This is a genomic window from Marinimicrobium locisalis (assembly GCF_039822625.1).
Classification (GTDB): domain Bacteria; phylum Pseudomonadota; class Gammaproteobacteria; order Pseudomonadales; family Cellvibrionaceae; genus Marinimicrobium; species Marinimicrobium locisalis.
This window is the reverse complement of record NZ_JBDLLG010000001.1, coordinates 143,065-168,811: the sequence shown is the minus strand read 5'-3', so window position 1 is coordinate 168,811 and position 25,747 is coordinate 143,065. Positions and strand designations below refer to the sequence as shown.

Below are 25,747 nucleotides of genomic sequence, written 5' to 3'. Positions count from 1 at the left end.
CCATGGGCCGCTCTATGGCATCCATGCCATCGCGGCATTAGTGAATCCCTTCACGTCACGGGTTTACGGCGTGTCTCTGAGGGGTATACCCTCCCGTAGCACTCCCCTACGAAGCAAGCAGAACTATATTTTGTAGCCTTCTTCTTCGTGATGGGTAATATCCAGACCAATCAGCTCTTCTTCGCGAGAAACACGCAAACCAGAAGTCACTACGCCGGTTATTTTAAGAAGAACAAACGTCACCACAGCGGTATACGCAATCGCAGCAACCACACCAATTGTCTGAATACCAAACTGCTGACCGATCGACTCCACCCCATCGGCAAAGCCCTGACCACTGAACACACCCAAGTCCGTCGACGCAAAAATACCCGCCAACAACGTCCCCAAAATGCCCCCGACACCGTGGACCGGAAACACATCCAACGAATCATCTATTTTGAAAACCCGCTTCATCGCCTGAGTGGCATAAAAACACACCACCCCGGCCGCCAGACCAATCACCAAAGCCCCGCCCGGACCGACAAACCCAGAAGCCGGCGTGATCGTGCCCAGACCGGCCACCATCCCCGTGACAATCCCCAGAACACTCGGGCGACTGAACTTGACCCACTCCATCGTCATCCAGGCCAGAGAACCGGCCGCCGCCGATATATGGGTAACCAGCATCGCCATACTCGCGTCCCCGTTGGCCGCCAGCGCACTGCCGCCATTGAAACCGAACCAGCCCACCCAGAGCATACCGGCGCCGGTGACCGTCATCGTCATATTGTGCGGAGGCATGGCCGTTTTGGGGAAGCCGTCGCGGGGCCCCAATACCAAAGCCGCCACCAACGCCGCCACACCGGCCGTGATATGCACCACGATGCCGCCGGCGAAATCCAGAACGCCCATCGCGCCCATCCAGCCGCCGCCCCAGACCCAGTGACAGATCGGAAAGTACACACCGAAAAGCCACAGCGTGGAGAAAATCAGCACCGCCGAAAATTTCATTCGCTCGGCGAAAGCACCGACAATCAATGCCGGGGTGATCACCGCAAAGGTCATCTGAAACAAGCTGAACAGACTCTCGGGAATGTCACCGGCCAGCGATTCCTTCCCCATTCCGGAAAACATGACGCGGCTGGTATCGCCAATCCACGCGTTCCCCTCACCAAAACTCAGGCTGTAACCCACCACCATCCAGATCAACGATGCCAGGCAAGCAATGGCGAAACACTGCATCAGAATTGAAAGAATGTTCTTGGAGCGAACCAAGCCTCCGTAAAACAAAGACAGGCCGGGTAAAGTCATGAACAGGACCAGTGCCGTGGCGGTCAGGATCCAGGCGGTGTTGGCACCGTTGAGCTCAGGTTGGGCCATGGCCGACAGGGGGGCAAATGCCAGCAGAAGCAGCCCCGGGGCCGCCTTTCGCTTATTCATACGCTCTTCCTCATTTGTTCTGATCGCCTTCAAAGAAGCCATCTATTGTTAGGATTTTTTGCACTCTGTCGGTGCGAATAATGGCACCGACAGAGTGCAACCCACTGAAAATGCACAAAACCTCCCATCCCTTTCGGCCGTTACCGAAAAAGAAAACGAAGGCGTTGCACAAGAGTGCAGAGCGATTTTGAAAGCACGAACCATGCCTTTTTTATTCTTCTTATTTTTCAAGGGCTTACGAATAAGAAACGCGGGAATCTCCCAATAAAGCACTATTTTTGTGCGAAAGCTGATCAGCACGCACAACAATAATGCATTAAGCGGAAGAGCTGCCCCAAGATAAAGCAATAGGTAGGGTGGGCCGCACCCTACCTATTCATTGGCGCCGGATCCGGCCCCTTTTCGGTGATCGAAAACCACTGGCCCGGGTCCTCAACTCGGCGAGCGCAGACCGATTGTCGGCATAGCTCACCAACTCATACAACTGCGCAATGTGCGCCAGGCTTCGGCCCAATGACGGCGATGTCTGCCCCACACGCTGAGCCAGCGAACGTGGGGTTTCCCCCGGCTCCCGGGTCCACCCGGCGCGATTGAGCTTACGCTCCACTCTCGCCCACTGTCGGTCAGCCGGATACGCGTACCGGGGCCGCTGGCGCCACACAATGATCAACAAAAGCCCGAGAACCAGTAAAGCCCCGGCACACATAACCGCCAACGCAATGCGCCAGAGCTCATCTCCGCCCAGCCAATCCTCCAGAAACTGCGACTGTTGGTCCTGGTCGTACCCCAACACCCAGCGGTGCCATTGGTAGTTAAACGCATCCCACCGCATCTGAAGACGCTGCACCAGCGCCAGACTGGAGCCAAAACCCCGCTCCAGCATCTGCGTATCCGTACTGGAAAGGCTCGAATCCAACCCGCGTTCAACACGCTCAGGAGCGACCGCTGCCGTCGGATCAAACCGAACCCAGCCTCGGCCGCGAAGCCAAACTTCCGCCCAAGCGTGCGCATCGCGCTGGCGAACCGACCAGTAATCCTCCACGGGGTTCTTAGTGGCCCCCAGGTAACCCACCACCACCCGGGCTGGGATGCCCGCCGCCCGCATAAAAAACACAAAGCTGCTGGCGAAGTGTTCGCAGAACCCTTCCTGAGTCTGCCAAAGGAACTCGTCCACCGTATGTTGACCCAGGGTTTGGGGTCGCAGGGTGTAGCGGAAGCGGGCGCGGTAATGGCTCATCAGGCGATCGATCAGCGCCTGCTCGGAACCCGTCTCACGCGCCCACTGCCGGGCTCGGGTCCGGGTCTGGGGGTTAAAGTCCCGGGGTAGCTGAAGTGACTGCTGTCGCTCCCAGTTTTCCAGTTCATTGGCCTGAAAGCGGTACTCGGTATGCGAGGTCACCTGGTAGGCAATCCGCTGTTGCACCGGCTCGCGCCGCAGCAAACGCATGTCGTGCCCCATCCCCAGCTGCTCCTCCCACTCGGTGGGCGCCGCCAGGGCAAACAGCCAGCGCTGCCTTGTGGGCTCCAACATAACCGAATAGCTCACCGGGGCCCCCACCGGATCGAGCAGCTGGCGCCACTGCGCTACCGAGGCGCGATCCCAATTCGCCAGCTCGGACGCGCTCTGCCGGCGACTGGGACGCCACTGACGCCCATCGAAGTAAGAGAACACCAGCCCACGCCAATAGCGGTCTTCGGGGGGTGGAACCTTGCCCTCGTCAAAAGTCACCCGAAAGGCCAGGGCATTGGATTGGGCCAGCTCTCCGATATCCCCCGGTGACATGCTATCGCTAATGCCCGTCATCGCGGCCCGCTCGTCCGAAGGCACGGACCAAAGGGCGCCGGTTCTCGGAATGGCCAGAAACAGAATCAGCATCAGCGGTACGGCCTGCGCCAGCAGCACACCGGCCTGTTTGAGACTGGGCCAAAAACGGTGGGATAGCAGCGACTGGTTCGCCGCCACCAGAGTGGCGGTCAAGGCTAGCAGAGAGAGGGTGCCATAAAGCCCTGCCAGCGGTCCCAAGTGAAACAGAAACTGAGTGGCGGCGACGAAATAGCCCAGATAGATCGTCACGAGTAAATCTCGCCGGCCCCGCAGTTCCAGCAGTTTCAGAACAAACCCGGCGAGCAACAGCCCCACCATGGCGGTCATATCAAATTTGACGCCGTAGCTGAGCAGCAACCCGCCCCCCAGCGCCGCCATCATCCCCACGCGCAGGACCAGCGAAGGGAAACCCCAGGCGCCCCTGAAAATCTGCCAGCGCCACAGTACCACCCAGAGCCATACCGCCCACAACCACAAGGGGGCATGCACCGAGTGGGGCAAGAGAATGATGACCTGGGCCACCAGCAACCAAGCCAGAGCCGTGCGGCTTACCTGTTCCCGATCAGCCACCCTACCCGCTCCTCTTGGTCATGTTGTCCGATATGCCATAAAGCGCCATCGCCTTTAGTACCCGGGCCTGATGCGGCGCCCCCGCACCCTGGCCCACCGTCACCCCCGGCAGGCGCAAGCCATATTGGGCGGAGGTCTTGCCGTAGGCCAGGGCCCAATGGCACAGCCGGCTTAACCGACTTTCCTGGTCCAGCCCGGGCAGCGCGTCCCAGTCCAGCCAGACCTGTTCACTTTGATAGCCGCTGTAGTCTTTCAGGTGCATGCCCTGCTCCCGAGCGTAATGTTTCCAAGCCACATGGGCCAAGGGGGAGCCGACCTGATACACACGAAAACCTTGAAACTCCTCCTGATTTTCCCGCGAGAGCTCGGTGCCTTCGTCCTGGGAGGTGCTGCTTTGGGGGGAGAGGTCCGTCGGCCGGGGCGCGGGGTAAACCAGCGCGGCACCATCCAACTGGACCCAGGACCAAGCTCGAAAAAATCCCAAGGGATAAACGCTTTGAATACGCAGCCGCTCCGGCAACAACCAACCTCGCCGGTGGGCTTTGTGAGAGAGACTGACACAACATTCGCCGCCGGCGGGAACATCGGTCTCGACGGTCAGGAGCCGGTCCCACCCCAGCCTTAAAGCGTCGTGACGCGAGCCGGGGGCCGCTTCCAGCAGTACATCGAATTCAGCGAATTCCCCGGCAAAGGCGGGGTGGGTGCGTACCACTGACAGGGTAAGGCCAGAGAGGTTACGAAAGGCATGAACGATGGAGACCACCATCAAGCTCAGCAACAAAAAGGCGGCACCCAGAATCAGGTTGTTTTCGTAGTTGGTCCCGAGCAACCACAGCAGAGCAATGACCAGTAAAAAGCCCCATCCCTGTGCCGTTGGCAGTACGTAAATCGACTTATGCCGCAGCTGTACGGCGGCGGCTCTGGGGGCGCGCCGGGCGATCCAGGCCCAAAACCAATTTTTTAGTATCGGTGCAACTCTCATAGCGCATCATCGTTGAGAGTGATTGGGAAGCCGCGTCAACCGCCGACCACATCGACCGCGTTCAACAGCTCGGTCACCAGGGTATGTTCGTGGCTCTCAGAGCCCGCAGAGGTGGGCGCAATCCGGTGACCGACCACCGGGGGAATGAGGGTTTGCAGGTCTTCGGCAATCACATAGCCTCGCCCGTGCATAAAGGCCCAGGTCTTGGCAACGCGCAGCAGCGCCAAGGCCCCACGGGGGGACAAGCCGGAAGGAAAATCGGGGGACTGGCGCGTGTGGTGAATAAGCCGCTGCAGGTAATCCAGCAGGCTCTCAGAGGTTTTGACTTGCCTGGCGGCCTCTTTGATTTTCGGTAGCTGAGCCGGCTTGAGCCGTGGCGTCAGCGAGGCCAAATGCGCTCGCGGGTCCCCCCCGAGTAGCATTTCCCGCTCGGCCTCGGCCGAAGGGTAACCCAGGCTGATCCGCATCAAAAAGCGGTCCAGTTGGGATTCGGGCAAGGGAAAAGTCCCCATCTGGGAGAGCGGGTTTTGAGTGGCAATGACGAAGAATGGCTCCTCCAGCTTGCGAGTTTCACCCTCGACCGTCACCTGCCGCTCCTCCATGGCCTCCAGAAGCGCGCTCTGAGTCTTTGGGGTGGTGCGGTTGATTTCGTCCGCCAACAGCAGCTGGGTGAAAACCGGGCCGGGATGAAACGAAAACTGCCCCTTGTCCCGCTCGAACACGGACACCCCAATAATATCGGCGGGCAACATATCGCTGGTGAACTGAACGCGCTGGTAGGACAGGCCCAGTACTCGCGCCAGAGCGTGGGAAAGGGTGGTCTTCCCCATGCCCGGCAGGTCTTCGATTAGCAGGTGGCCGTCGGAAAGCAAACAGGCCAGTGCCAGTTTGATTTTGTCTTCCTTGCCCAATAACACCTGGCTGATTTCATTAACAATGGCCTGAGCAAAATCCCGCATTCCGAACCGTCCTCTCGTCTATCCATCCGGTGTCTATTCGTCAGGACAGGCCCCGGGCCAGATCTTTTTTCAGGTCTTCGACATCTTCGAGCCCCACGGCCAGCCGAATCAGGTTGTCGGCAATGCCGGACTCCGCTCGTTGTTCCGGCGTCAGCCGACCATGAGTAGTGGTGGCGGGGTGGACGATGGTGCTTTTCGCATCCCCAAGGTTGGCGGTCAGCGAGAAAATACGGGTGCTGTCGATCACCTTCCAGGCGGCGGCTTTGTCACCCTTCACCTGAAATGAGAGCACCCCGCCAAAGGCCGACTGTTGTTTACGGGCCAGCTCGTGGCCTGGATGTGTGGGCAGGCCGGCGTAATACACTTGTTCCACCTCGGGCCGTTCAACCAGCCACTCCGCCAGCGCTTGAGCGTTGCGAGAGTGGGCCTCCATACGCAGGCGCAAGGTTTCCAATCCCTTTAGGAACACCCAGGCGTTAAAGGCACTGAGGGTCGGGCCGGCGCTGCGAATAAAAGCAAGCACCTCTCCCATGGTTTCCCGGTCACCGGCGACCACGCCGCCGAGACAACGGCCCTGCCCGTCGATGTATTTGGTGGCGGAGTGGATAATCAAGTCCGCGCCGAACTCTATGGGACGCTGGAGCGCCGGCGTGCAGAAGCAGTTATCCACCACAAGGCGCGCGCCCCGGCTGTGGGTCAGCTCGGCCAACTTTTTTAGGTCCACCACATCGCACAGCGGGTTGGAGGGGGTTTCCACAAACACCAGCTTGGTGTTCGCCTGGAAGCCCTGCTCCCACGCTACCATGTCCGTAGGGTCGACAAAGGTAGTGGCCACCCCGAACTTCTGCAGATACTTGGTAAAAAGCACGGTGGTGGTGCCGAAGACACTGCGGGAGCAGAGAATGTGATCACCGACCTGCAACAAGGCCATGCAGGTACTCAAAATCGCCGACATACCCGAGGCGGTGGCCACGGCACTGTCGGCTTTCTCCAGTGCGGCAATGCGCTCTTCGAAGGCCCGAACGGTGGGGTTGGTATAACGGGAATAGACATTGCCCGGTTCTTCCCCCGAAAAACGGTCCGCCGCCTCCTGAGCGTTCTCAAACACGTAGCTGGAGGTAAGAAACATCGCCTCGCTATGCTCCCCTTCCGGGGTGCGATGACAACCCGCCCTTACTGCCAAGGTGTCCAGGCCGGCCTCTCTTAAAAAATCATCCGAATCCGTCATTTCGTTCTCGTTGGAAATCTTCGTCTTGCCAATATCCGCGTGTGAAGTCTTCGCTTCAGGAATTCTCCACCACGTCGTTGTGCAGCCCGATCAACGTCGCCTCGGCCTTGCCCGCCTTTTTACTGGCCATGCTTTTGGCCCCTTCGTTGCGCTCAGCCTCCAGTTTATCCAGGTAGGCATCGTCAACGTCCCCTGTGACATACTCGCCATTGAATACCGCACAGTCAAACTCCGTGACTTGGCCGGTACCTTCGGCGGAAGCGGCAATCAGGTCGTCGAGCTCCTGGTAAATCAGCCAGTCGGCACCAATCTCCCGGCAGATTTCATCTTGCGTACGCCCGTGGGCAATTAATTCCTTCACCGTCGGCATATCAATGCCGTATACGTTGGGGTAAGTCACCGGAGGCGCTGCCGAGGCAAAATACACCTTGGCTGCTCCCGCATCCCGGGCCATTTCGATAATTTTCTGACAAGTGGTGCCACGTACGATGGAATCATCCACCAGCAGGACGTTCTTGCCCTTGAATTCGAGCTCAATGGTATTGAGCTTCTGGCGTACGGATTTTTTGCGCTGCTGCTGTCCCGGCATAATAAACGTTCGGCCGATGTAGCGGTTCTTCACCAAGCCTTCCCGAAACTTAACGCCCAAGTTGTAGGCCAGTGCCTGGCCGGCCACGCGACTGCTGTCGGGAATGGGCACCACGACATCAATATCGTGATTGGGTCGCTCGCGCAGAATTTTATCGGCCAGCTTCTCGCCCTGGCGCAAACGCGCTTTATAAACGGAAATGCCGTCCATAATGGAGTCCGGGCGAGCAAAATAAACGTGCTCGAAAATACAGGGGGTCAAGCGGGTATTCTCCGCGCATTGACGTCGATGCAGCTGCCCTTCGGCGGTGATGTAAATTGCCTCGCCCGGCGCCACGTCGGCAATCAATTCAAAGCCGAGCACATCAAGGGCCACGCTCTCCGAGGCCACCATGTACTCGGTTCCGGCTTCGGTCTCCCGCTTACCATAGACCAAGGGGCGGATGCCGTGCGGGTCCCGAAACGCAATCATGCCATAGCGGGCGATCATGGAGACCACCGCGTAGCCCCCACTGACCCGGCGGTGAACGCCGGCGATGGCCGCGAAAATATCGTCTTCGTTGGGCTGAAGTTTGCCCTGGGATTGCAGCTCGTGAGCGAACACGTTGAGCAGCACCTCGGAGTCCGAGTCGGTGTTCACATGACGCAAGTCGGTCTTAAACAGCTCTTCACTGAGCTGGTCCGCGTTGGTCAGGTTACCGTTGTGGGCCAACGCAATGCCGTAGGGCGAATTGACGTAAAACGGCTGTGCCAACGCCGGCCCCGAGCTGCCGGCGGTTGGGTAGCGAACATGACCAATGCCAATGTTACCCACCAGGCGCTGCATGTGGCGAGTGCGAAACACATCGCGCACCAGGCCGTTGGCCTTTTGCTGAGCCAGTTTGCCGCCGTCACAGGTCATAATACCCGCTGCGTCCTGGCCGCGATGCTGCAGTATGGTGAGGGCGTCATAGAGCTGAAGATTGACATCGCTCTTACCCACAATACCGACAATGCCACACATAGAATAACCACCTTTACGTCACAAAAAACAGCGCACCGTTACCGGTGCCCCACTACTCAAACCACTGAAAAAAGAACCGGGTCGTCTCTGCCGCCAGCGCGCGGGCCCAGTGCTCGAACGCCAGAAAATGCGGTATCAGGGCTGACTCCTGCCACCACTCGTCCTGATTCAAGGGGACGATGGAGGGCAAGAGAATCAACAGCGCCATGACCACCACTAAGCCCCGAGCCAGTCCGAACAACATGCCAAACAAGCGGTCCGTGCCCGAGAGCCCCGTCATCCTGACCAGCTCGCCAATGAGGTAATTTACCATGGCCCCGACTATCAGCGTTGAGGCAAACAAGATCACAAACGCCGTCATTTCGCGAATGGAGGGGGTGGGAATCAAGTCCGTGAGCAACACCGCCAGGCGATCGCCGAACAGCATGGCAATTATGAAGGCCACCACCCAGGTGACGAGAGACAAGGCCTCTTTGACGAAGCCGCGCTTGATACTAATGAGGCTGGACACCAATAATATGCCCAGAATGGCCCAATCTGCCCAATTCATTCGCTGGCCCGTCTCATTGGAAGGAAGGCTCCCCGGTTTAGGGCCGGCTACCCGGCCGTGGCGGCGCATTTTAGCAGAGGCACCGGGTATCAGATACCCCCGCTTCATTTCGGTTGACTGATTGCCTTACCCAGCCCCAAACCCGGGTTAAGGCTCGAAACGCATAATCAGGGCGTCTACTTTCAGCGCCTTATCCACCGCGGCCTTGGTCGACTCCGCCTCATCACGGCTAATTTTGGGGCCGATAAAAACCCGGCTGACCTCGCCCGCACTGGTATTGGCCGAACGAACGTAGGCTCGGTACCCCTGTTTTTGGAGTTTATCTCTCAAATCCCGGGCGCTATCGGCCGAGCGAAGGCTGGCGACCTGGATCACCCAGGCCTGGCCTTGCGCCGCTTGGCTTTGGGTGGTGTCGGGTTCCGGGGTGGGTTCCGGCCCCTCTTGCGCCGTCTCTGCGGGCGCCTGTTCCTCTGGACTTTCTTCTTGCGTCTCGTTCTGGAGCTGGGCCTCGCCCGACTCTGGTGCTGGAGAGACCTGGGCCGCGGTTTCGTCAGCCTCCTCGCGGCCTGACTCAGCGGGCGAACGCGACGCTTCTGGCATAAACATCGTCTCCGGCTCCGGTGCCGGTTCGATGTCTTCCGGGGGTTCGGGGTTTTCAAAGGTCACGGTTTCCCGGGGCGGGCGATCGGGAATCAAGGTTTTGGTGCTTACCGGCTCGACTTGCCGCTCCCTGAGAAAAGTCGGCACGAAAATCACTGCGATGGCCACCAGCACGATCGCGCCCACCAAGCGCTGTTTCAAACCGCTATTCATTCAACGACTCCGTATCTTCCGCCTCCGGCGGCTGAACCTCCGGCTCAAGACGCTCGTCGCGATCGGCCCAGGCCGCTATCGCCGCGCCCACGGTAAAAAAGGACCCCATAACCACAATGCGATCACCGGGGCGGGAGTATGAGAGCAGCCAGTCGACGGCCTGCCCCAATGTACCACAGCCGTCGGCTTCAACCCCCAGCTCCTTTAAATCCCCGGCCAACCGCCCGGGACTGGCGGCTCTGGGGACGTCCGGCAACGATGCAAGCCACCAGTGCCCCACTTCTGACACTAGCGGCGCCAAGGTCGCCACCCGATCCTTATCCACCATGATGGCGGCCAGAGCCAGCGTTCGAGGGAAGGCCTCGCGCGCCAAGCGCTCTGCAAGATGGCGGGCAGCGGCGGGATTATGGGCGACGTCCATTATGAGGGTTCGGCCCCGCCACAGGAAGCGCTGATAACGCCCCGCCAGCGTAAGGCTGGACAATCCGGCCTTCTCGGCCAGGGCATTCACTTCAAACCCCAGCTGCGCCACAGCCTGTAGCGCCGCCGCCACACTCGGCCAGGGCAGTGACGGTACCGGAAGCATCAACGACTGGGCGGTGCCGCTCTCGCCGGTCCCCCACCAGTACCAACCATCAGTCTCGATGGCAAAGCCGAAGTCGCTGCCCAGCTGCTGCAGTGCCACCCCCTGCTCCCGCGCGGTGACCAACAAGCCCTCGGGCGGTGCGGGGTCGGCACACAGAGCCGGACGGTTCGCCCGGTAGATGCCGGCTTTCTCCCGCCCGATACTGTCCCTGTCATTGCCCAGCCAGTCCTGGTGATCCAGGTCCACGCTGGTGACGATGGCCACGTCGGCATCCAGAATGTTCACCGCGTCCAATCGCCCCCCCAAGCCGACCTCCAGTACCATCACGTCCACCCGGCGGCGCTGGAAAATATCCAGGGCCGCGAGCGTGCCGAACTCAAAGTACGTCAAACTGATGTCGGGGCTGGCCTCGTCGATGCGGGCAAAGGCTTGGCACAGTTCCTCGTCGGACGCGAAGGCGCCGTCGATGACGATGCGTTCGTTGTAACGCAGCAAGTGGGGAGAGGTGTAGGTTCCGACCGAGCAACCCGCCGCCTCCAGCAGGGCACCACAGGCGGCCACGCAAGAACCTTTGCCGTTGGTGCCGGCCACGCTGATCACTCGAGCGGCGGGGGTAAGCAGATCAAGCCGCTCGGCCACCGCGCGAATGCGTGCGAGGCCGAGCTCTATTTCGGTGGGGTGGTGGCTTTCCAGCCACCGCAGCCAGTCGTCCAGACGCTCAAAGCGCATGCTTCAGACCTATCAGATTTTTTGGCTTATCAAACAGCCTCGCGCCGGGTCAATTTGGCCAACAGACGAGCGACGGTATCGCGCATGTCACGGCGGTGAATAATTAGGTCAATTGCACCTTTGTCGAGTAGAAACTCACTGCGCTGAAAGCCCTTGGGCAATTTTTGGCGAATGGTCTGCTCAATGATGTTCGGCCCGGCAAAACCGGCTCGGGCATTGGGCTCCGCCGCGTTAATATCCCCCAACAGTGCCAAACTGGCTGACACGCCGCCATAGACCGGGTCGGTCATAATGGACAAGTACGGCGTCCCCTGCATTTTCAGACGCTCAATCACGGCGCTGGTTTTGGCCATCTGCATCAGGGAGATCAGCGCCTCCTGCATACGGGCACCACCGGTGGCGGAGAAACAGACCAGCGGTATATCCTCCTCCAGGGCAAGCTTGGCGGCTCGGGCGAAACGCTCACCCACCACATAGCCCATGGAGCCGCCATGGAAGGCGAACTCAAACGCCACTGCCACAACGGGCATGCCTTTCAGTTCGCCTTTCATGGCTACCAGCGCGTCTTTCTCGCCGGTGCTTTTCTGAGCGGTACTCAGGCGATCCTTGTACTTCTTGACGTCACGGAATTTGAGCCGATCAACCGGCTCGACGTCGGTGGCCAGTTCTTCTCGGTTGCCCTCATCCAGAAACAGGTTGAGCCGCGTACGGGCGCCGATGCGCATGTGGTGATCGCACTTCGGACACACGTCCTGATTGCGCTCCAACTCTGGACGATACAGAACAGCCTGGCACTTGGGGCATTTTTTCCACAGCCCTTCAGGTACTTTGCTGCCGCGCTTGGCTTCAGAGCGCGCCATGCTCGGAACAATCTTCTCTAACCAACTCATGTCGATTCTCTCTGCGAAATCGTTGTACGGTTCAATTCAAAAATCCGGTGTCATCTCACCGGATACGCGGTGGCGTTCAGCCCGTCCTATTCATCCAGGCCGCGGCGAATATCGCCCACAATAGCGCCGACGGCGCTGGCAATCTCTTCAGGGTTCTGCTCGTGCATGCCACCCATTTTGTCCACCAGCACGCTGCCAATTACCACGCCATCCGCCAATGCGGATAATTTCTTGGCCGTCTCCGGGCCTTTAATGCCAAACCCGATACACAGTGGCAAGTCAGTCAGCTCACCGAATTCATCGAGTTTGGTTTTTACCGCGTCTACGTCCAGGTGGCCGGCACCGGTTACCCCCTTGAGGGAGACGTAATAGATAAAGCCACTGGCCAGGGAGGCCACGCGACGAGCCCGCTCCACGCTGGTGGTCGGGGCCAGCAGTAGAATGTTGTCCACATCCACCGCTTCGAGCTCGCGTTTTAAGGGCACCGCTTCTTCCGGCGGAAGGTCAACCGTCAAAAAGCCATCCACGCCCGCCTCGGCGGTCAACTGGGCAACGGTTTCATAACCCATACGCTCTATAGGGTTAGCGTAGCCCATCAGCACGACGGGCGTCTCATTATCAGTTTCACGAAAGGTTTTGACCAGCGCCAGCGTCCCGCGCAGGCTAATATTGTGCTTCAGTGCCCGCTCGTGGCCCCGTTGGATCACCGGCCCTTCGGCCATGGGGTCGGAGAACGGCACACCCAGCTCAATAATGTCCGCCCCCTGGCGCACCAGCTCGTGCATGGTGGCCAGAGTGGCCTCCGGGTAGGGATCCCCGTTGACGATGTAGGTCACCAGGGCCTTGCGCCCCTGCTCTCGCAGGGTTTGTAAACGTTTGGCAATACGACTCATGAATTCTATTTCCCGATACGGCGCTTATACTTCGATTCCGTCGATCTTGGCAACGGTGAGAATGTCTTTATCCCCGCGACCGGAGAGGTTAACCACAATATTCTGGTCCGGGCGCATGGTCGCCGCCAGCTTCTCGGCGTAGGCCAGCGCATGGCTGGACTCCAGCGCCGGCATAATACCTTCGACCAGGGTGGTCTTACGGAAGGCGCCCAAGGCCTCCTGGTCATTGATGGCCACGTAGTTCACCCGGCCCTGATCTTTCAGCCAGGCGTGCTCGGGGCCGACGCCGGGGTAATCGAGGCCGGCGGAGACCGAGTGGGTCTCGATGATCTGGCCGTTCTCATCTTCCATCAAGTAGGTCCGGTTGCCGTGCAGTACGCCGGGGATACCGGCACTGAGCGGCGCCGCATGGCGGCCGGTTTCAACGCCGTCACCACCGGCTTCAACCCCGTACATTTCCACCTCATCGTCACCGAGGAAGGGGTGGAACAGGCCGATGGCGTTGGAGCCACCGCCCACACAGGCCACCAGCGCATCCGGCAGCCGGCCGGTTTGCTCCAGGCACTGAGCCCGCGCCTCGCGGCCAATAACCGACTGAAAGTCACGCACCAGCTGCGGATAGGGGTGAGGACCGGCCACGGTACCGATGATGTAGAAGGTGTCGTCAACGTTGGTGGCCCAATCGCGCATGGCTTCGTTCATGGCGTCTTTCAGGGTGCGCGAGCCGGAGGTCACCGGAATCACTTCCGCCCCCAGCAGCTTCATCCGGTAGACGTTGAGCGACTGGCGCTGAACATCTTCCGCGCCCATATACACGCAGCACTTGAGCCCCAGCCGGGCGGCAACGGTGGCGGATGCCACGCCGTGCTGACCCGCCCCGGTTTCGGCAATCACCCGCTGTTTGCCGGTAAACTTCGCCAGCAGCGCCTGGCCGATGGTGTTGTTCACCTTGTGGGCGCCGGTGTGGTTCAAATCCTCTCGCTTGAGATAGATCTGCGCGCCGCCCACTTCCCGACTCCAACGCTCGGCATGGTACAGCGGAGAGGGCCGGCCGACATATTCGGCCAAGTCCTTGTCGAACTGGGCCTGAAAATCCGGGTCGTTTTTTAAGTCGCTGTAAATACGCTCCAGCTCATCGAGCGCGTAAATCAAGGTCTCCGATACGAACCGGCCGCCGTAATTCCCAAAGTGCCCCTCGGCATTGGGGAACTGACTGTAGTCGGTGTCGGAGTACCGCTTGTTGGGAAACGCTTGAGTCTTAGAAGTCACCATGTTCACCGTTGATGGCATTAGCAATAAACTGATTGAGTTTTCGTGCGTCCTTGACGCCGGGGGCCGCCTCCACACCGCCACTGACATCGACACCGTAGGGCTGGGTCGCGGCCGCCGCCCGGGCGACGTTGTCCGGTGTCAGGCCGCCGGCGAGTATCACCGGGCGACTGGAAGCCTTGGGAACACGCTGCCAGTCAAAGGTTTCGCCGGTGCCGCCGGGCACTCCCTTTCGATACGCATCCAGTAAGAATCCGGACGCATTCGGATACTCGGCCATGACGGCGGAGACATCCAGTTCGGGCCGCATTCGCAGCGCTTTGATGTACGGCAAACCGTACCGTTCACAGTGTTCGGCCGGTTCGTCGCCGTGAAACTGAAGCAGTTGCAAGGGCACTTGCGACAATACCGATTCGATTTCTTCCGCCGTGGCATTAACGAACAGCCCCACCAGAGTCCCAAAAGGGCCGACGGCACCGGCCACTGCTTTCGCTTCCTCTACACTGACCGCGCGCGAACTGGGCGGGTAAAAAACCAACCCCAGCGCATGGGCCCCCGCACGGAGCGCCAGGCGGGCGTCCTCTGGCCGGGTAATTCCGCAAATTTTGACTCGAAGGTCTAGGTTCATGCCGCTCCGGCGTCGTTTGTGCCATGTGAGTGCAGACGTTCGTATTTCGTGTTCCTTGCCACTCACGAAAACCGGGCCCCTGCCACCCAGCAAAACTGAGCGGAGATACTAGCAGAAATCCACGAAAAATGCTGCCGATTCAATGCCCTCCGGCGGTGGCAAACGGGTTATGGACTTTGCTCAAGGGCTCCCAGAGGCTCGGGCACAAAGAGCGGCCCGGGCGCCGTGGTGGGCAAACCGAAGCGCTCCGGATAGGCCACGTTAACCAAGTAAAGACCGAAAGGCCGGGCGGTCACCCCGCCGGCGCGGCGGTCCCTGGCCGCCAGTATCTCTCCCGCCCAGGCCACCGGCGCCTCCCCGGCACCAATGGCCATCAAAACACCCACAATATTGCGCACCATGTGATGCAGAAAGGCATTCGCCTTGACCTCCAGCACCACCAGGTCGCCGCGCCGGGCGATATGCAGGTATTCAATGCGCCGTACCGGGCTTTTCGCTTGGCACTGACTGGCCCGGTAGGAGGTGAAGTCGTGCTCCCCCACAAGCGCCTGCCCCGCCTCCCGCATGGCGTTTTCATCCAGGCGCTTGCGGGACCAGGTCACCTGCTGGTGGGTCAGCGCCGAGTAGGTTTTGCGGTCTGAAATCAGATAACGATAAGTGCGGGAACCGGCGCTGAAGCGCGCATGAAAACCGGGCTCCACCGGCCGGGCCCAACGCACGGCAATATCAAACGGTAGATTGGCCCGGGTTCCGAGTACCCAGGCTTTTTCCGGCCGCTCGGCCAGGGTGTCGAAATGAACCACCTGGCCGGTGGCGTGGACACCCGCGTCCGTTCGGCCGGCACAGACCAATGTGATCGGCTCGTTGGCCACGGCGCTCAGGGCCCGTTCAAGGTGCTGCTGCACCGTCGCCACCCCGGTCGGCTGCGTCTGAAAACCGTGGTACTGGCCTCCCAAATATTCCACCGCCAGCGCCACCCGCCTCATACCCTCCGGCCAGGGCGTATCCGCCAGGATTTCAATGTTACGGCTATAGGGGCGGCTCTTTCGGCGTGGGGTTTCAGGTTCCTGGGTTTCGGTCATAGTGGTTTACGCTCGTGCGCAAAGGGCTGGGTCAGTAAACAACAAAGCCTTGCACAGGGGCTGTGCAAGGCTTTGCGAGAGCGTTAAGAGCAATACTAGCTTTCGATGCGACCCAAAAGCTCGGCCGCCTCCTGTTGCTGCTGGTCGTTCCCCTCTTGACGCACTTCTTCGAGAATATCCCGAGCCCCATCGGCATCCCCCATGTCGATGTAGGCACGGGCCAGATCCAGCTTGGTGGCCGCCTCGTCGGTATCGGCCAGAAAGTCCAGCTCGGCGTCCATATCTTCGCCCGAGCCTTGCTCGGACCCTGACTCGGCGGAGGCCTCCTCGGCGTCGGGGGTCTCCTCTGTTTCCAGACCCGACAAGGCTTCTTCGAACATTGTGTCCTCGTCCACGTCGGCCGAAACAGACTCTTCCGGCTCTTCGGAACCCAAAGACAACTCTTCTTCCTGCGCCGGTGCGGCAGGCTCCTCATCGCCGCCCAGGTCCGCATCCAAGCCGCTCATTTCTTCATCGAAGGCCGAGAGATCCATATCCCCCATATCTACATCATCGAGATCCAGATCGGCCTCATCGCCGGGCTCTTCCCGAGCCGCTTCCGGCTCGCTGGGCTTCTCGCTCGAGGGCTCCTCAGTGGCTTCGGCCAACGCCTCATCCAGGTCGGCAAAGGCGTCTTGCCCGGCTTCCTGATCATCCTCAGAGGTAGCGTCCTGGTCCAGGCCCGCTTCGTGTACCGTGAGGTCATCCTCCCAATCGTCGGGCGCTCCAGCGCTCAGGTCATCGGCCGGCTCGAGGTGAACTTCGGTCTTGTCTTCAGAGCCTTCCTCATCCAGAAGCGACAGCTCATCGTCGAGCGCCTCCAGGTTGGCGCCGGTGGACTCGTCGGCTTCCAGGTCAAAGCTCCAATCGTCTTCGGCGCTAACGGCCTGTTCATCGCGCTCCGAGGTGAGTTCCTCTTCGTCGAGGTTCAGATCAAGCTCGGGAAACGACTCTTCCTCACTCTCACCGCTTTGCTTGTCCGTGGCCTCGGAGGCCGGAGCCTGCTCTTCCAGAGAAACAGCGCTGTCTTCCTCTTCCAGATCGAAGTCAAGGGCAAATTCATCTTCGGGGTTTACCTCCGGCGACTCTTCGAACGACAGATCATAACGGCTCGTAGAGGACTCTATGCCCCCCTCGGAGGTCACGGCCGCGGCGTCTTCTTCCGAGCCCAGCTCATCATCCAGGTCGAAGCTGAAATCATCGTCCAGACTTAGGTCATCACCACCTTCAGTGGTGTCTTTTGACTCATCCAGGTCGAAAGAGAAGTCCAGGTCATCCTGTTCGTCGGTCAAGTCGTAAGACGGTTCAGTGTCGGTAGAGGCGGGTGCGGGCTCACTCGCCCCGCTCTCTTCCAAGGCGCTGATGTCGAACTCGCCAGCGCCCGGAATCGTATCCCGCAACTCTCCGGCACGCTGAATGGCCATGCGGTCATCGGTGCCCAGCAGAACGGTGTAATAACGATCGAACGCGGGAACATCTTGTTTTTCCGCGTAGACTTCAAGCAGCTTGCTCAGGATGGCCGGGGAGCTGGGCTCTTTTTCAAGACCCTTGAGCAATAGCTCTTCCGCCTGGTCGAGTTTGCCGTAGGCGATGTAAATATCGGCTTCTCCCACCACATCGCCGGTTTCGGCCTCCACGCCGGAGTCCGCGTCCTCATCCCACGCCTCGGCCCCGGGCTCCACTTCCTCTTCCCGAGACAGGTCGATGCCGTCTTCTTCCTCGGCGTAATCGTTGGAATCGCTTTCCGCGACAAAGCCTTCCTCTTCGTAGGCCGGCTCAAAGTCCTCCTCGTATGCTTCGCCAGACTGTTCGGCCTGGGAGGCACGCCGGCGCATGAAGGCATAGACGGCCAGCAAGATGACCAATAAACCCGCCGCAATCCAAAGAAGATTGTCGACCAGGTGATCAATAATGGTTTTTTCCTCGGGGAGAGAACGCACCACGCGCGTCTTACGGTCACGCTCTTCCTCGGCGGGCGTCGCCACCGGTTCGGGTTCCGCTTGTTCGGGAGCTTCCGACGCCTGGGCTTGAGCCACGGCCGCCGCTTCTGATTCAGCGGCGGAAGAGACCGCCGAGCTTTCAGCCCGGGCGCTCTCAGCACTCTGGGGCTGGGCACCCTGCTCGCGGGCATCCTCACCTTCACCAGCGGCCTCGGAACGGTTGGCCGCGGCCGCTTGCAGGGCGCTCAGTTGCTCGTTGCTCGCCTCAATCAAGCTTTCCATTGTTTCAATCTGGGATTCGAGCTCTTCCACCCGGTTGGACAGCTCGCGGTTTTCCCGCCGGGTCTTGTCCAGCTCTTCCTCGGCGGCGGCCAACTCGGACTCAAGCTCGGCGCCGGAGTCAGTACTCTCACCACCGCCCTGACCGGCTTCACCGGAGCCGCCCGGCGCGGCGAGACGAACCTGGCCACTGGCCTCGGAGGGACCACTGCGTTCGCTGCGCCCGCGCTGCCCGGCATCAAGCTGGGCACCCATGGTGCGCTTTTCGGACCATTCGCGATTATGATCGGCCACTTCGCGCACGGCTCGCTGCTGATCCATGCCCTGAATCTCGGAGCGGTCAGGCAGACGCAGTACCTGCCCTTCTCTCAACAGGTTAATGTTGCCGTTGATGAAGGCCTCTGGGTTCTTGCGCTGGATGGCGAGCATGGTCTGGTGAACGGACAGTTCACGGCTGGGACGCACTCGCAGGGCGATCTCCCAAAGCGTATCGCTACTGCCTACCTCGTAGGTCTCTCCCGCGTAGGCCGGCTCCCGGGACTGGGACGAAGGTTCCTCGCGACGCGGCTGGGAGGTGTCTTGGCGCCTCTGTTGCTGGCGATTGGCTCGGGGGCGCTCCGCTTGGGAGGGAGCCGTCTGTACCGGCTGAGCCTGGCGCTCGTCGTCAAATGTGGGAAGATCCAGAAGGAAGGTATATTCGCGCAGCAGTCGACCGCTGGCCCAGCGGGCCTCAACCAGGAAGTTGAGGTAGGGCTCTTTGACCGGATCATTAGTGGTCACGCGAACCATCGGGCCGTCGGGGTGGTCCAACATCAACTCAAACTGGAGCTGACTATAGAACGGCAGGCGATCGAGCCCGGCACGCTCGAAATCGTCGAGCGACGCCAACCGGACGATGATTTCGTCCTTGTCGAGCCCCCGAAGGTTGGTTAGCTGGATATCCGCGCGCAGCGGTTGATTGAGCGCCGAGTGCAACTCGGACTCCCCTAACCCCAAGGCGTAACCCTGTTGGGCAGCCATCAATGTGGCCAGCCCAATCACGAAAACCAGCTTACGAAGCAGATGCATAGGATGATCCTTTATTATCTCCCTGGCCCCTTGTGCCCGACGACTGTCATCGACTATCCCATCGATATTGGCGGCACGGCGAACCCGATTGGCTTAGCAGGAGTTATAAAACCTAGAATAATTCTTCACTAATGGCTGTAAGTATTCATTATAAGTAGCTTTTTATCAACACTTAGGGCCTAGAAGTGACCGGCTTTATGGCATATTTTTATACATTCTTTGTACCTTCGCACAAAAATGGCTGATTTTTGTGCCATTTTTTGTGATTTTGCCTGCCTCATTTTAGAAAAACCCGCCCGGACACGCCCGGGCGGGTTTCGCTTAAGCCTCACCTAAGACCGATTGGCATCAGGCTTCTTTTAGGATACGCAGTACCCGACGCAGCGGCTCGGCCGCGCCCCACAGCAGCTGGTCGCCTACGGTGAAGGCGGACAGGTACTGGGAGCCCATGTTCATTTTTCGCAGACGGCCCACAGGCACGGTCAAGGTGCCGGTGACGGCAGTCGGGGTCAGGTCCCGCAGAGTGGCGTCGCGCTCGTTGGGGATGACTTTGGCCCACTCGTTGGAGTCCGCCAACATGCCTTCAATTTCGTCCAGCGGTATGTCTTTGTTGAGCTTGATCGTCAGCGCCTGGCTGTGGCAGCGCATGGAGCCGACCCGTACGCAGACGCCGTCGATCGGGACGGGGTTGTCGCTGCGACCCAGGATTTTGTTGGTCTCAGCGATGGCTTTCCATTCTTCTTTACTCTGACGGTTGTCCAGCTGCTTGTCGATGAACGGTAGCAGGCTGCCAGCCAGGGGGGCGCCGAACTGGTCGGCGGGGAAGTCGTCGCTGCGCATGGCGGCGGCCACTTTGCGGTCGATGTCCAGGATGGCGGTCCGCGGGTCGGCCAGTTCGTCGGTGACGCAGTCACGCAGGGCGCCCATTTGGTTGAGCAGCTCGCGCATGTTTTGCGCGCCGGCACCGCTGGCGGCCTGGTAGGTCATGGCGCTGACCCATTCGACGGCGTCGTTGCGGAACAGGCCACCCAGGCCCATGAGCATGAGGCTGACGGTGCAGTTGCCGCCGACGTAGTTTTTAACGCCTTTGCTGATGCTGTCTTTGATGACGTCGAGGTTGACGGGGTCAAGTACGAGGGCGGCATCATCTTTCATGCGTAGGGTGGAGGCGGCGTCGATCCAGTAGCCGGCCCAGCCGCCTTCGCGCAGTTTGGGGAAGACTTCGCTGGTGTAGTCGCCGCCTTGGCAGGTGACGATGGCGTCGAGCGCGCGCAGTTCTTCGATGTCGAAGGCGTCTTTGAGCGGCGGTACGCCGTCGACGACGTCGGGGGCTTTACCGCCGGCGTTGGAGGTGGAGAAGAAGACGGGTTCGATGTCGGCGAAGTCGTTTTCTGCCTGCATGCGCTCCATAAGGACGGAGCCAACCATGCCTCGCCATCCAATAAAACCTACTTTCATAATCTGTCTCTCTTTCTTTAAGTGAGTGAATTCTGTTTGCCTTAAAGGCTTGTGGTCTTGTTTTAGTCCGGCCTGAGGTGGGGTACAGCGTTCGAAGACCCGCCGTGAACCCGTCCCTGGGGGCTTCTCATCGGCATCCATGCCTCAGAGAGTCTTCGAACGCTGTACCCCACCTCAGCCCTCCGTGCCACACTGCCCCGTAGGGCGGATCGGTCCGACGTTTCGGAACCTAAGGGGCATCCGCCGATGCCGGTCCCGACAACGCCACTTACCCTTTAAGCGCCTCAACCACGGCATCCCCCATTTCCTGGGTGGAGACCTTGCGGCTGCCTTCGGTGACGATGTCCGCGGTCCGCAGGCCTTGGTCGAGCACTTTGCCCACGGCCGCTTCGATGGTGTCGGCGGCTTCTGTCATGGACAGAGAATAGCGCAACATCATGGCGGCGGACAGTATCGTTGCCAGCGGGTTGGCGATGCCCTGCCCGGCGATGTCCGGCGCGGAGCCGTGGCAGGGTTCGTACATGCCGCGGCCGTTTTTGTCGAGCGAGGCCGAGGGCAGCATGCCGATGGAGCCGGTGAGCATGGCGGCGGCATCTGAGAGGATGTCGCCGAACATGTTGCCAGTGACGATGACGTCGAATTGTTTCGGCGCCCGGACCAGTTGCATGGCGGCGTTGTCGACGTACATGTGGGTCAGTTCGACGTCGGGATATTCCGGTGCCAGGCGGTCCATGACTTCGCGCCACAGCATGGTGGCTTCCAGTACATTAGCTTTGTCTACCGAGCAGACTTTTTTGTTCCGCTTGCGGGCCATTTCGAACGCGGTGCGGCCGATGCGTTCGATTTCGCTTTCGCTGTATTTGTAGGTGTTGAAGCCTTCTCGCTCACCGTTGTCGAGGGTGCGAATGCCGCGGGGCTCTCCGAAGTAGATGCCGCCGGTCAGCTCACGCACAATGAGGATGTCGAGTCCGGAGACGACGTCGGGTTTGAGGCTGGAGGCTTCGACCAGTTGCGGATAGAGCATGGCCGGGCGCAAGTTGGCGTACAGTTCCAGCGAGGAGCGTATTTTGAGCAGGCCTTTTTCGGGGCGGACGGCGCGGTCGAGTTTGTCCCATTGTGGGCCGCCGACGGCGCCGAGCAGTATGGCGTCGGATTGGCGGGCTTTTTCGAGGGCTTGGTCGGCCAGCGGTACGCCGTGTTTGTCGATGGAGCAGCCGCCCATGAGGTCTTCGTCGAAGCTGAGGCCGAGTTGGAATTTGTCGTTGACTAGGTCTAGGACTTTTTTGGCTTCGGCGACGATTTCGGGGCCGATGCCGTCACCGGGCAGTAGTAGTATCTGTTTTCCCAAAACTTTGTTCTCCAAATTACTGTTTGTATGTCGTTGTGTCATGCGGTTGTTCTCGATACCGCCATTTCAGCATTTATTTGAGTTCCGGCTCTGGCAGGAGGAGTGGTTGCAAGACACGCCGTAAACCCATCCCTGGGGGCTCGAATCGCGTGTCCCGCGCTCCACGGTCTTGCAACCACTCCTCCTGCCAGAGCCTCCGTGCCACCTCAAGCTAATCAGTTGTAGCCACTGCTTTCCCAATCAAGTTTCAACAACATGACGCGCGCAATGTGTGGCACTGAGGTCCGTGGAGGGCGTATACCCTTTCAAGACCGTGGAGCGCGGGACACGCGATTCGAGCCTACATGGACGTATTTACGGCGTGTCTTGAAAGGGTATACGCCCTCCATGGACCGGACGCCCAGCCGCCACCCAACTGAAAGCTCAACGAAGGCCGTCAAATAACCAGGGTGCCTCTTGGCGGCGTTGGGCTTCATACGCTTTGATGGCGTCTTCGTGCTCCAAGGTCAAACCGATGTCGTCCAGACCGTTCAACAAACAATGCTTGCGGAATTCGTCGATCTCGAACTCAAACGTCTCACCTTTGGGCGTTGTGACGGTTTGCGCCTCCAGGTCGATAGTCAGCTCATAGCCTTCCTGAGCGTACATTTCCTGGAACAAGCGATCGACGATGTCGGTATCCAACACAATCGGCAACAATCCGTTTTTGAAGCAGTTGTTGTAGAAAATCTCCGCAAAACTGGGCGCGATAATGCAGCGGAAACCGTAATCGTCCAGCGCCCAGGGGGCGTGTTCGCGGCTGGAGCCGCAGCCGAAGTTTTCACGGGCGAGCAACACTTTCGCGTCCCGGTAACGCTCGAAGTTCAGCGGAAAATCCGGGTTCAGCGGGCGGCCGCTGCAGTCCTGATCCGGCTGGCCTTCGTCCAGGTAGCGCAGTTCGTCAAACAAGTTTTTGCCGAAACCGGTACGCTTGATCGATTTCAAAAACTGCTTGGGAATAATCATGTCGGTATCGACGTTCGCCCGGTCCATGGGCGCGGCGATGCCGGTTATTTTGGTAAAGGATTTCATGCCGCTTGCCCTCCGGTTATATCACGTACATCGACAAAGTGGCCGGCGATGGCCGCCGCGGCCGCCATGGCCGGGCTAACCAAGTGGGTGCGACCGCCGTAACCCTGACGCCCCTCAAAGTTGCGGTTGGAGGTGGAGGCACAGTGCTCCCCTGCCCCGAGTTTGTCGGCATTCATGGCCAGGCACATGGAGCAGCCCGGTTCGCGCCACTCGATGCCCGCCTCGACGAAGATTTTGTCCAGCCCTTCTTTCTCGGCCTGGGCTTTCACCGAGCCGGAGCCCGGCACCACGATCGCTTCTTTGACCGAGTCGGCCTTGCGATGCCCTTGAACCACGGCGGCGGCGGCGCGGATGTCTTCGATCCGGGAGTTGGTGCAGGAGCCGATAAAAACTCGATCCAACTGGATGGAGCGCATCGGCTGGCCGGCACTCAAGCCCATGTATTGAAGCGCCCGCTTCATGCTTTCGCGCTTGACCGCGTCCTGTTCGGCATCGGGGTCCGGCACGTTGTCGTCAATGGAGACGACCATTTCAGGCGATGTACCCCAGCTGACTTGCGGTTTGATGTCTTCACCGCGCATTTCCACGACGCGGTCAAAGTGGGCGCCCTCGTCGCTTTTGAGGTCGCGCCAGGCTTCCACGGCTTTTTCCCAGTTTTCGCCCTTGGGGGCATAGGGACGACCTTCGACATAGTCGATGGTGGTCTGGTCCACGGCCACCATACCGGCGCGAGCGCCCGCTTCGATGGCCATGTTGCACACGGTCATACGCCCTTCCATGCTCATGTTTCGGAAGACATCACCGCCAAACTCAATGGCGTAACCTGTGCCGCCGGCCGTACCGATTTTGGCGATGATCGCCAACACCACGTCTTTTGAAGTCACGCCGGGTCCAAGCTCACCGTCAACGCGAACCAGCATGTTCTTCATTTTTTTGGCCACCAGACACTGAGTCGCCATGACATGCTCGACCTCGCTGGTCCCGATCCCGTGAGCCAAGGCCCCGAGAGCGCCGTTGGTGGCGGTGTGGGAGTCGCCGCAGACGATGGTCATGCCCGGCAAGCTGGCACCGGATTCGGGACCGATAACGTGGACAATGCCCTGGCGCTGGTCATTGATCTTGTACTCGGTAATGCCGTATTCGTCGCAGTTGTCGTCCAGGGTTTGTACCTGAATGAGCGACACCGGGTCCTGAATGCCCGAGACGCCGGAGGCCCGCTCTTTCAAGGTGGTGGGCACGTTATGGTCCGGGGTCGCCAGGATGGAATCCGCCCGCCAGGGCCTGCGACCGGCCAGACGCAGTCCCTCGAACGCCTGGGGCGAGGTGACTTCGTGGATGATGTGCCGATCGATATAGATCAACGCGGAGCCGTCGTCGCGCTTTTGCACGAGGTGGGCATCCCAAAGTTTGTCGTAAAGAGTTCTCGCACTCATAGCCGCTCGATTCCAAATCACAGTTGCTGTTTAAATTGCTTTAGTGGGGCTATTTTAAGGGCGACCCACCAATAAAACAAATTTATAATTTTTATCTATTGCATTCCATTATGGAATGGATAGACTTGTGCCCCATGGATACTCAACACCTACAGGCCTTTGTGGCCGTGGCGGAAACCGGCTCTTTTTCCGCCGCCGGGCAGCGGCTGCACCTGACCCAACCGGCCGTCAGCAAGCGCATTGCCACTCTCGAGCAGCAGCTCGACAGCCCGCTATTTGACCGGGTGGGCCGTCAGATCAGCCTCACTCACGCCGGCCTCTCCCTCCTGCCCAATGCCAAGCGCATTCTTCAGGAAGTGGCCGACGCCGAACGGGCCATTACCGACTTGCGTGGCGAGGTCCGGGGGCGGCTCAGCATTGCCACCAGCCACCATATCGGCCTGCACCGGCTGCCACCGACGTTGCGACATTTCACCGAGCGTTATCCCGACGTGAAGTTGGACTTGCACTTTCTCGACTCCGAGCAAGCCTATGAGGAGGTGCTTCAAGGCCGTTTTGATCTGGGCATTGTCACTCTGGCACCGGAACCCGATCCGCGAATGACCGAGGAGGTGATTTGGCGTGACCACCTTTACTTCGCCGCGGCCCACAACCACCCACTGGCCGCACACGACACCGTTACCCTGGAAGACCTGAGCCCCTGGCAGGCCATTTTGCCCGACACCAATACCTATACCACCGGTCTGATTCAGGCATTATTCAGCGAGCGCGGCTTGCCACTATCGGTGGGTATGGTGACCAACCACTTGGATACTCTAAAAATGATGGTCTCAATCGGCCTGGGATGGGGGGTGCTGCCGCAAACTTTGCTGGGCGACGGCCAGGTGCAGGTGCTCACCACCGAGCAACCCATGATCACCCGAAACCTGGGGGCGATTCATCACCGTCAGCGCAGCCTGAACAACGCAGCGCGCGTTTTTCTACAATTGCTCAAAGGTTAACGCCAAAACCACGCAAATCGGAACCTTCCAAGGCCGATTCCGTCGTACTTTCCACGGATACCTCTGCTAAAATACAACACAATCCATTCACCC

At 59.7% G+C, this 25,747-nt stretch carries 20 protein-coding genes; 1 reads left to right on the top strand and 19 read right to left on the bottom strand.

Going from position 1 to position 25,747, the window contains the following annotated elements:
* Positions 1-123: 123 nt before the first annotated feature.
* From AAE514_RS00760 to leuC, 19 genes are all read right to left on the bottom strand, one after another.
* The gene (locus AAE514_RS00760) at positions 124-1,362 is read right to left on the bottom strand and encodes an ammonium transporter (protein ID WP_347329780.1); all 1,239 of its coding nucleotides are present in this window, start codon (positions 1,360-1,362) and stop codon (positions 124-126) included.
* 436 nt (positions 1,363-1,798) lie between these two features.
* A complete protein-coding gene (locus AAE514_RS00755) occupies positions 1,799-3,817 on the bottom strand; it encodes a transglutaminase TgpA family protein (protein ID WP_347329567.1) in 2,019 nt (672 codons plus the stop codon).
* A gap of 1 nt (position 3,818) precedes the next feature.
* Entirely contained in the window at positions 3,819-4,799 is a 981-nt protein-coding gene (locus AAE514_RS00750; RefSeq protein WP_347329566.1) for a DUF58 domain-containing protein, read from the bottom strand.
* Positions 4,800-4,834: 35 nt separating this feature from the next.
* On the bottom strand, positions 4,835-5,758 hold the full coding sequence (locus tag AAE514_RS00745) for an AAA family ATPase (protein WP_347329565.1): 924 nt from the start codon (positions 5,756-5,758) through the stop codon (positions 4,835-4,837).
* A 40-nt stretch (positions 5,759-5,798) separates the two neighbouring features.
* Positions 5,799-6,986 (bottom strand): O-succinylhomoserine sulfhydrylase, encoded by a 1,188-nt coding sequence (locus AAE514_RS00740; protein ID WP_347329564.1) that lies wholly within the window; start codon positions 6,984-6,986, stop codon positions 5,799-5,801.
* 55 nt (positions 6,987-7,041) lie between these two features.
* Complete coding sequence (gene purF, locus AAE514_RS00735) at positions 7,042-8,577, bottom strand: amidophosphoribosyltransferase (protein WP_347329563.1); 1,536 nt, start codon at positions 8,575-8,577, stop codon at positions 7,042-7,044.
* Positions 8,578-8,629: 52 nt separating this feature from the next.
* The gene (locus AAE514_RS00730) at positions 8,630-9,127 is read right to left on the bottom strand and encodes a CvpA family protein (RefSeq protein WP_347329562.1); all 498 of its coding nucleotides are present in this window, start codon (positions 9,125-9,127) and stop codon (positions 8,630-8,632) included.
* A gap of 147 nt (positions 9,128-9,274) precedes the next feature.
* On the bottom strand, positions 9,275-9,940 hold the full coding sequence (locus tag AAE514_RS00725) for an SPOR domain-containing protein (RefSeq protein ID WP_347329561.1): 666 nt from the start codon (positions 9,938-9,940) through the stop codon (positions 9,275-9,277).
* Entirely contained in the window at positions 9,933-11,255 is a 1,323-nt protein-coding gene (folC, locus tag AAE514_RS00720; protein ID WP_347329560.1) for a bifunctional tetrahydrofolate synthase/dihydrofolate synthase, read from the bottom strand. Before folC ends, AAE514_RS00725 begins: the two co-directional genes overlap by 8 nt.
* 29 nt (positions 11,256-11,284) lie before the next feature.
* Positions 11,285-12,145 carry an acetyl-CoA carboxylase, carboxyltransferase subunit beta gene (accD, locus tag AAE514_RS00715; RefSeq protein ID WP_347329559.1) on the bottom strand — a complete coding sequence of 287 codons (861 nt, stop codon included), beginning with the start codon at positions 12,143-12,145 and terminating at the stop codon, positions 11,285-11,287.
* A gap of 86 nt (positions 12,146-12,231) precedes the next feature.
* On the bottom strand, positions 12,232-13,038 hold the full coding sequence (trpA, locus tag AAE514_RS00710) for a tryptophan synthase subunit alpha (protein WP_347329558.1): 807 nt from the start codon (positions 13,036-13,038) through the stop codon (positions 12,232-12,234).
* A gap of 24 nt (positions 13,039-13,062) precedes the next feature.
* Positions 13,063-14,310: a tryptophan synthase subunit beta gene (gene trpB, locus AAE514_RS00705; RefSeq protein ID WP_347329557.1), complete on the bottom strand. Its 1,248-nt coding sequence runs from the start codon at positions 14,308-14,310 to the stop codon at positions 13,063-13,065.
* A complete protein-coding gene (locus tag AAE514_RS00700) occupies positions 14,297-14,935 on the bottom strand; it encodes a phosphoribosylanthranilate isomerase (protein WP_347329556.1) in 639 nt (212 codons plus the stop codon). Before AAE514_RS00700 ends, trpB begins: the two co-directional genes overlap by 14 nt.
* Before the next feature lie 167 nt (positions 14,936-15,102).
* The gene (gene truA, locus AAE514_RS00695) at positions 15,103-16,017 is read right to left on the bottom strand and encodes a tRNA pseudouridine(38-40) synthase TruA (RefSeq protein ID WP_430623866.1); all 915 of its coding nucleotides are present in this window, start codon (positions 16,015-16,017) and stop codon (positions 15,103-15,105) included.
* Positions 16,018-16,112: 95 nt separating this feature from the next.
* Entirely contained in the window at positions 16,113-19,343 is a 3,231-nt protein-coding gene (locus AAE514_RS00690; protein WP_347329555.1) for a FimV/HubP family polar landmark protein, read from the bottom strand.
* A 348-nt stretch (positions 19,344-19,691) separates the two neighbouring features.
* Entirely contained in the window at positions 19,692-20,801 is a 1,110-nt protein-coding gene (gene asd / locus AAE514_RS00685; protein WP_347329554.1) for an aspartate-semialdehyde dehydrogenase, read from the bottom strand.
* Between the two features lie 268 nt (positions 20,802-21,069).
* On the bottom strand, positions 21,070-22,149 hold the full coding sequence (gene leuB / locus AAE514_RS00680) for a 3-isopropylmalate dehydrogenase (RefSeq protein WP_347329553.1): 1,080 nt from the start codon (positions 22,147-22,149) through the stop codon (positions 21,070-21,072).
* A gap of 423 nt (positions 22,150-22,572) precedes the next feature.
* Complete coding sequence (leuD, locus tag AAE514_RS00675; protein WP_347329552.1) at positions 22,573-23,220, bottom strand: 3-isopropylmalate dehydratase small subunit; 648 nt, start codon at positions 23,218-23,220, stop codon at positions 22,573-22,575.
* Positions 23,217-24,653, bottom strand: a complete 1,437-nt coding sequence (gene leuC, locus AAE514_RS00670; RefSeq protein ID WP_347329551.1) for a 3-isopropylmalate dehydratase large subunit — start codon at positions 24,651-24,653, stop codon at positions 23,217-23,219. The genes leuD and leuC overlap by 4 nt, the downstream gene beginning before the upstream one ends.
* Before the next feature lie 134 nt (positions 24,654-24,787).
* Between leuC and AAE514_RS00665 the strand changes: the two genes are divergently transcribed.
* Positions 24,788-25,654 carry a LysR family transcriptional regulator gene (locus AAE514_RS00665; RefSeq protein WP_347329550.1) on the top strand — a complete coding sequence of 289 codons (867 nt, stop codon included), beginning with the start codon at positions 24,788-24,790 and terminating at the stop codon, positions 25,652-25,654.
* Positions 25,655-25,747: the final 93 nt, after the last annotated feature.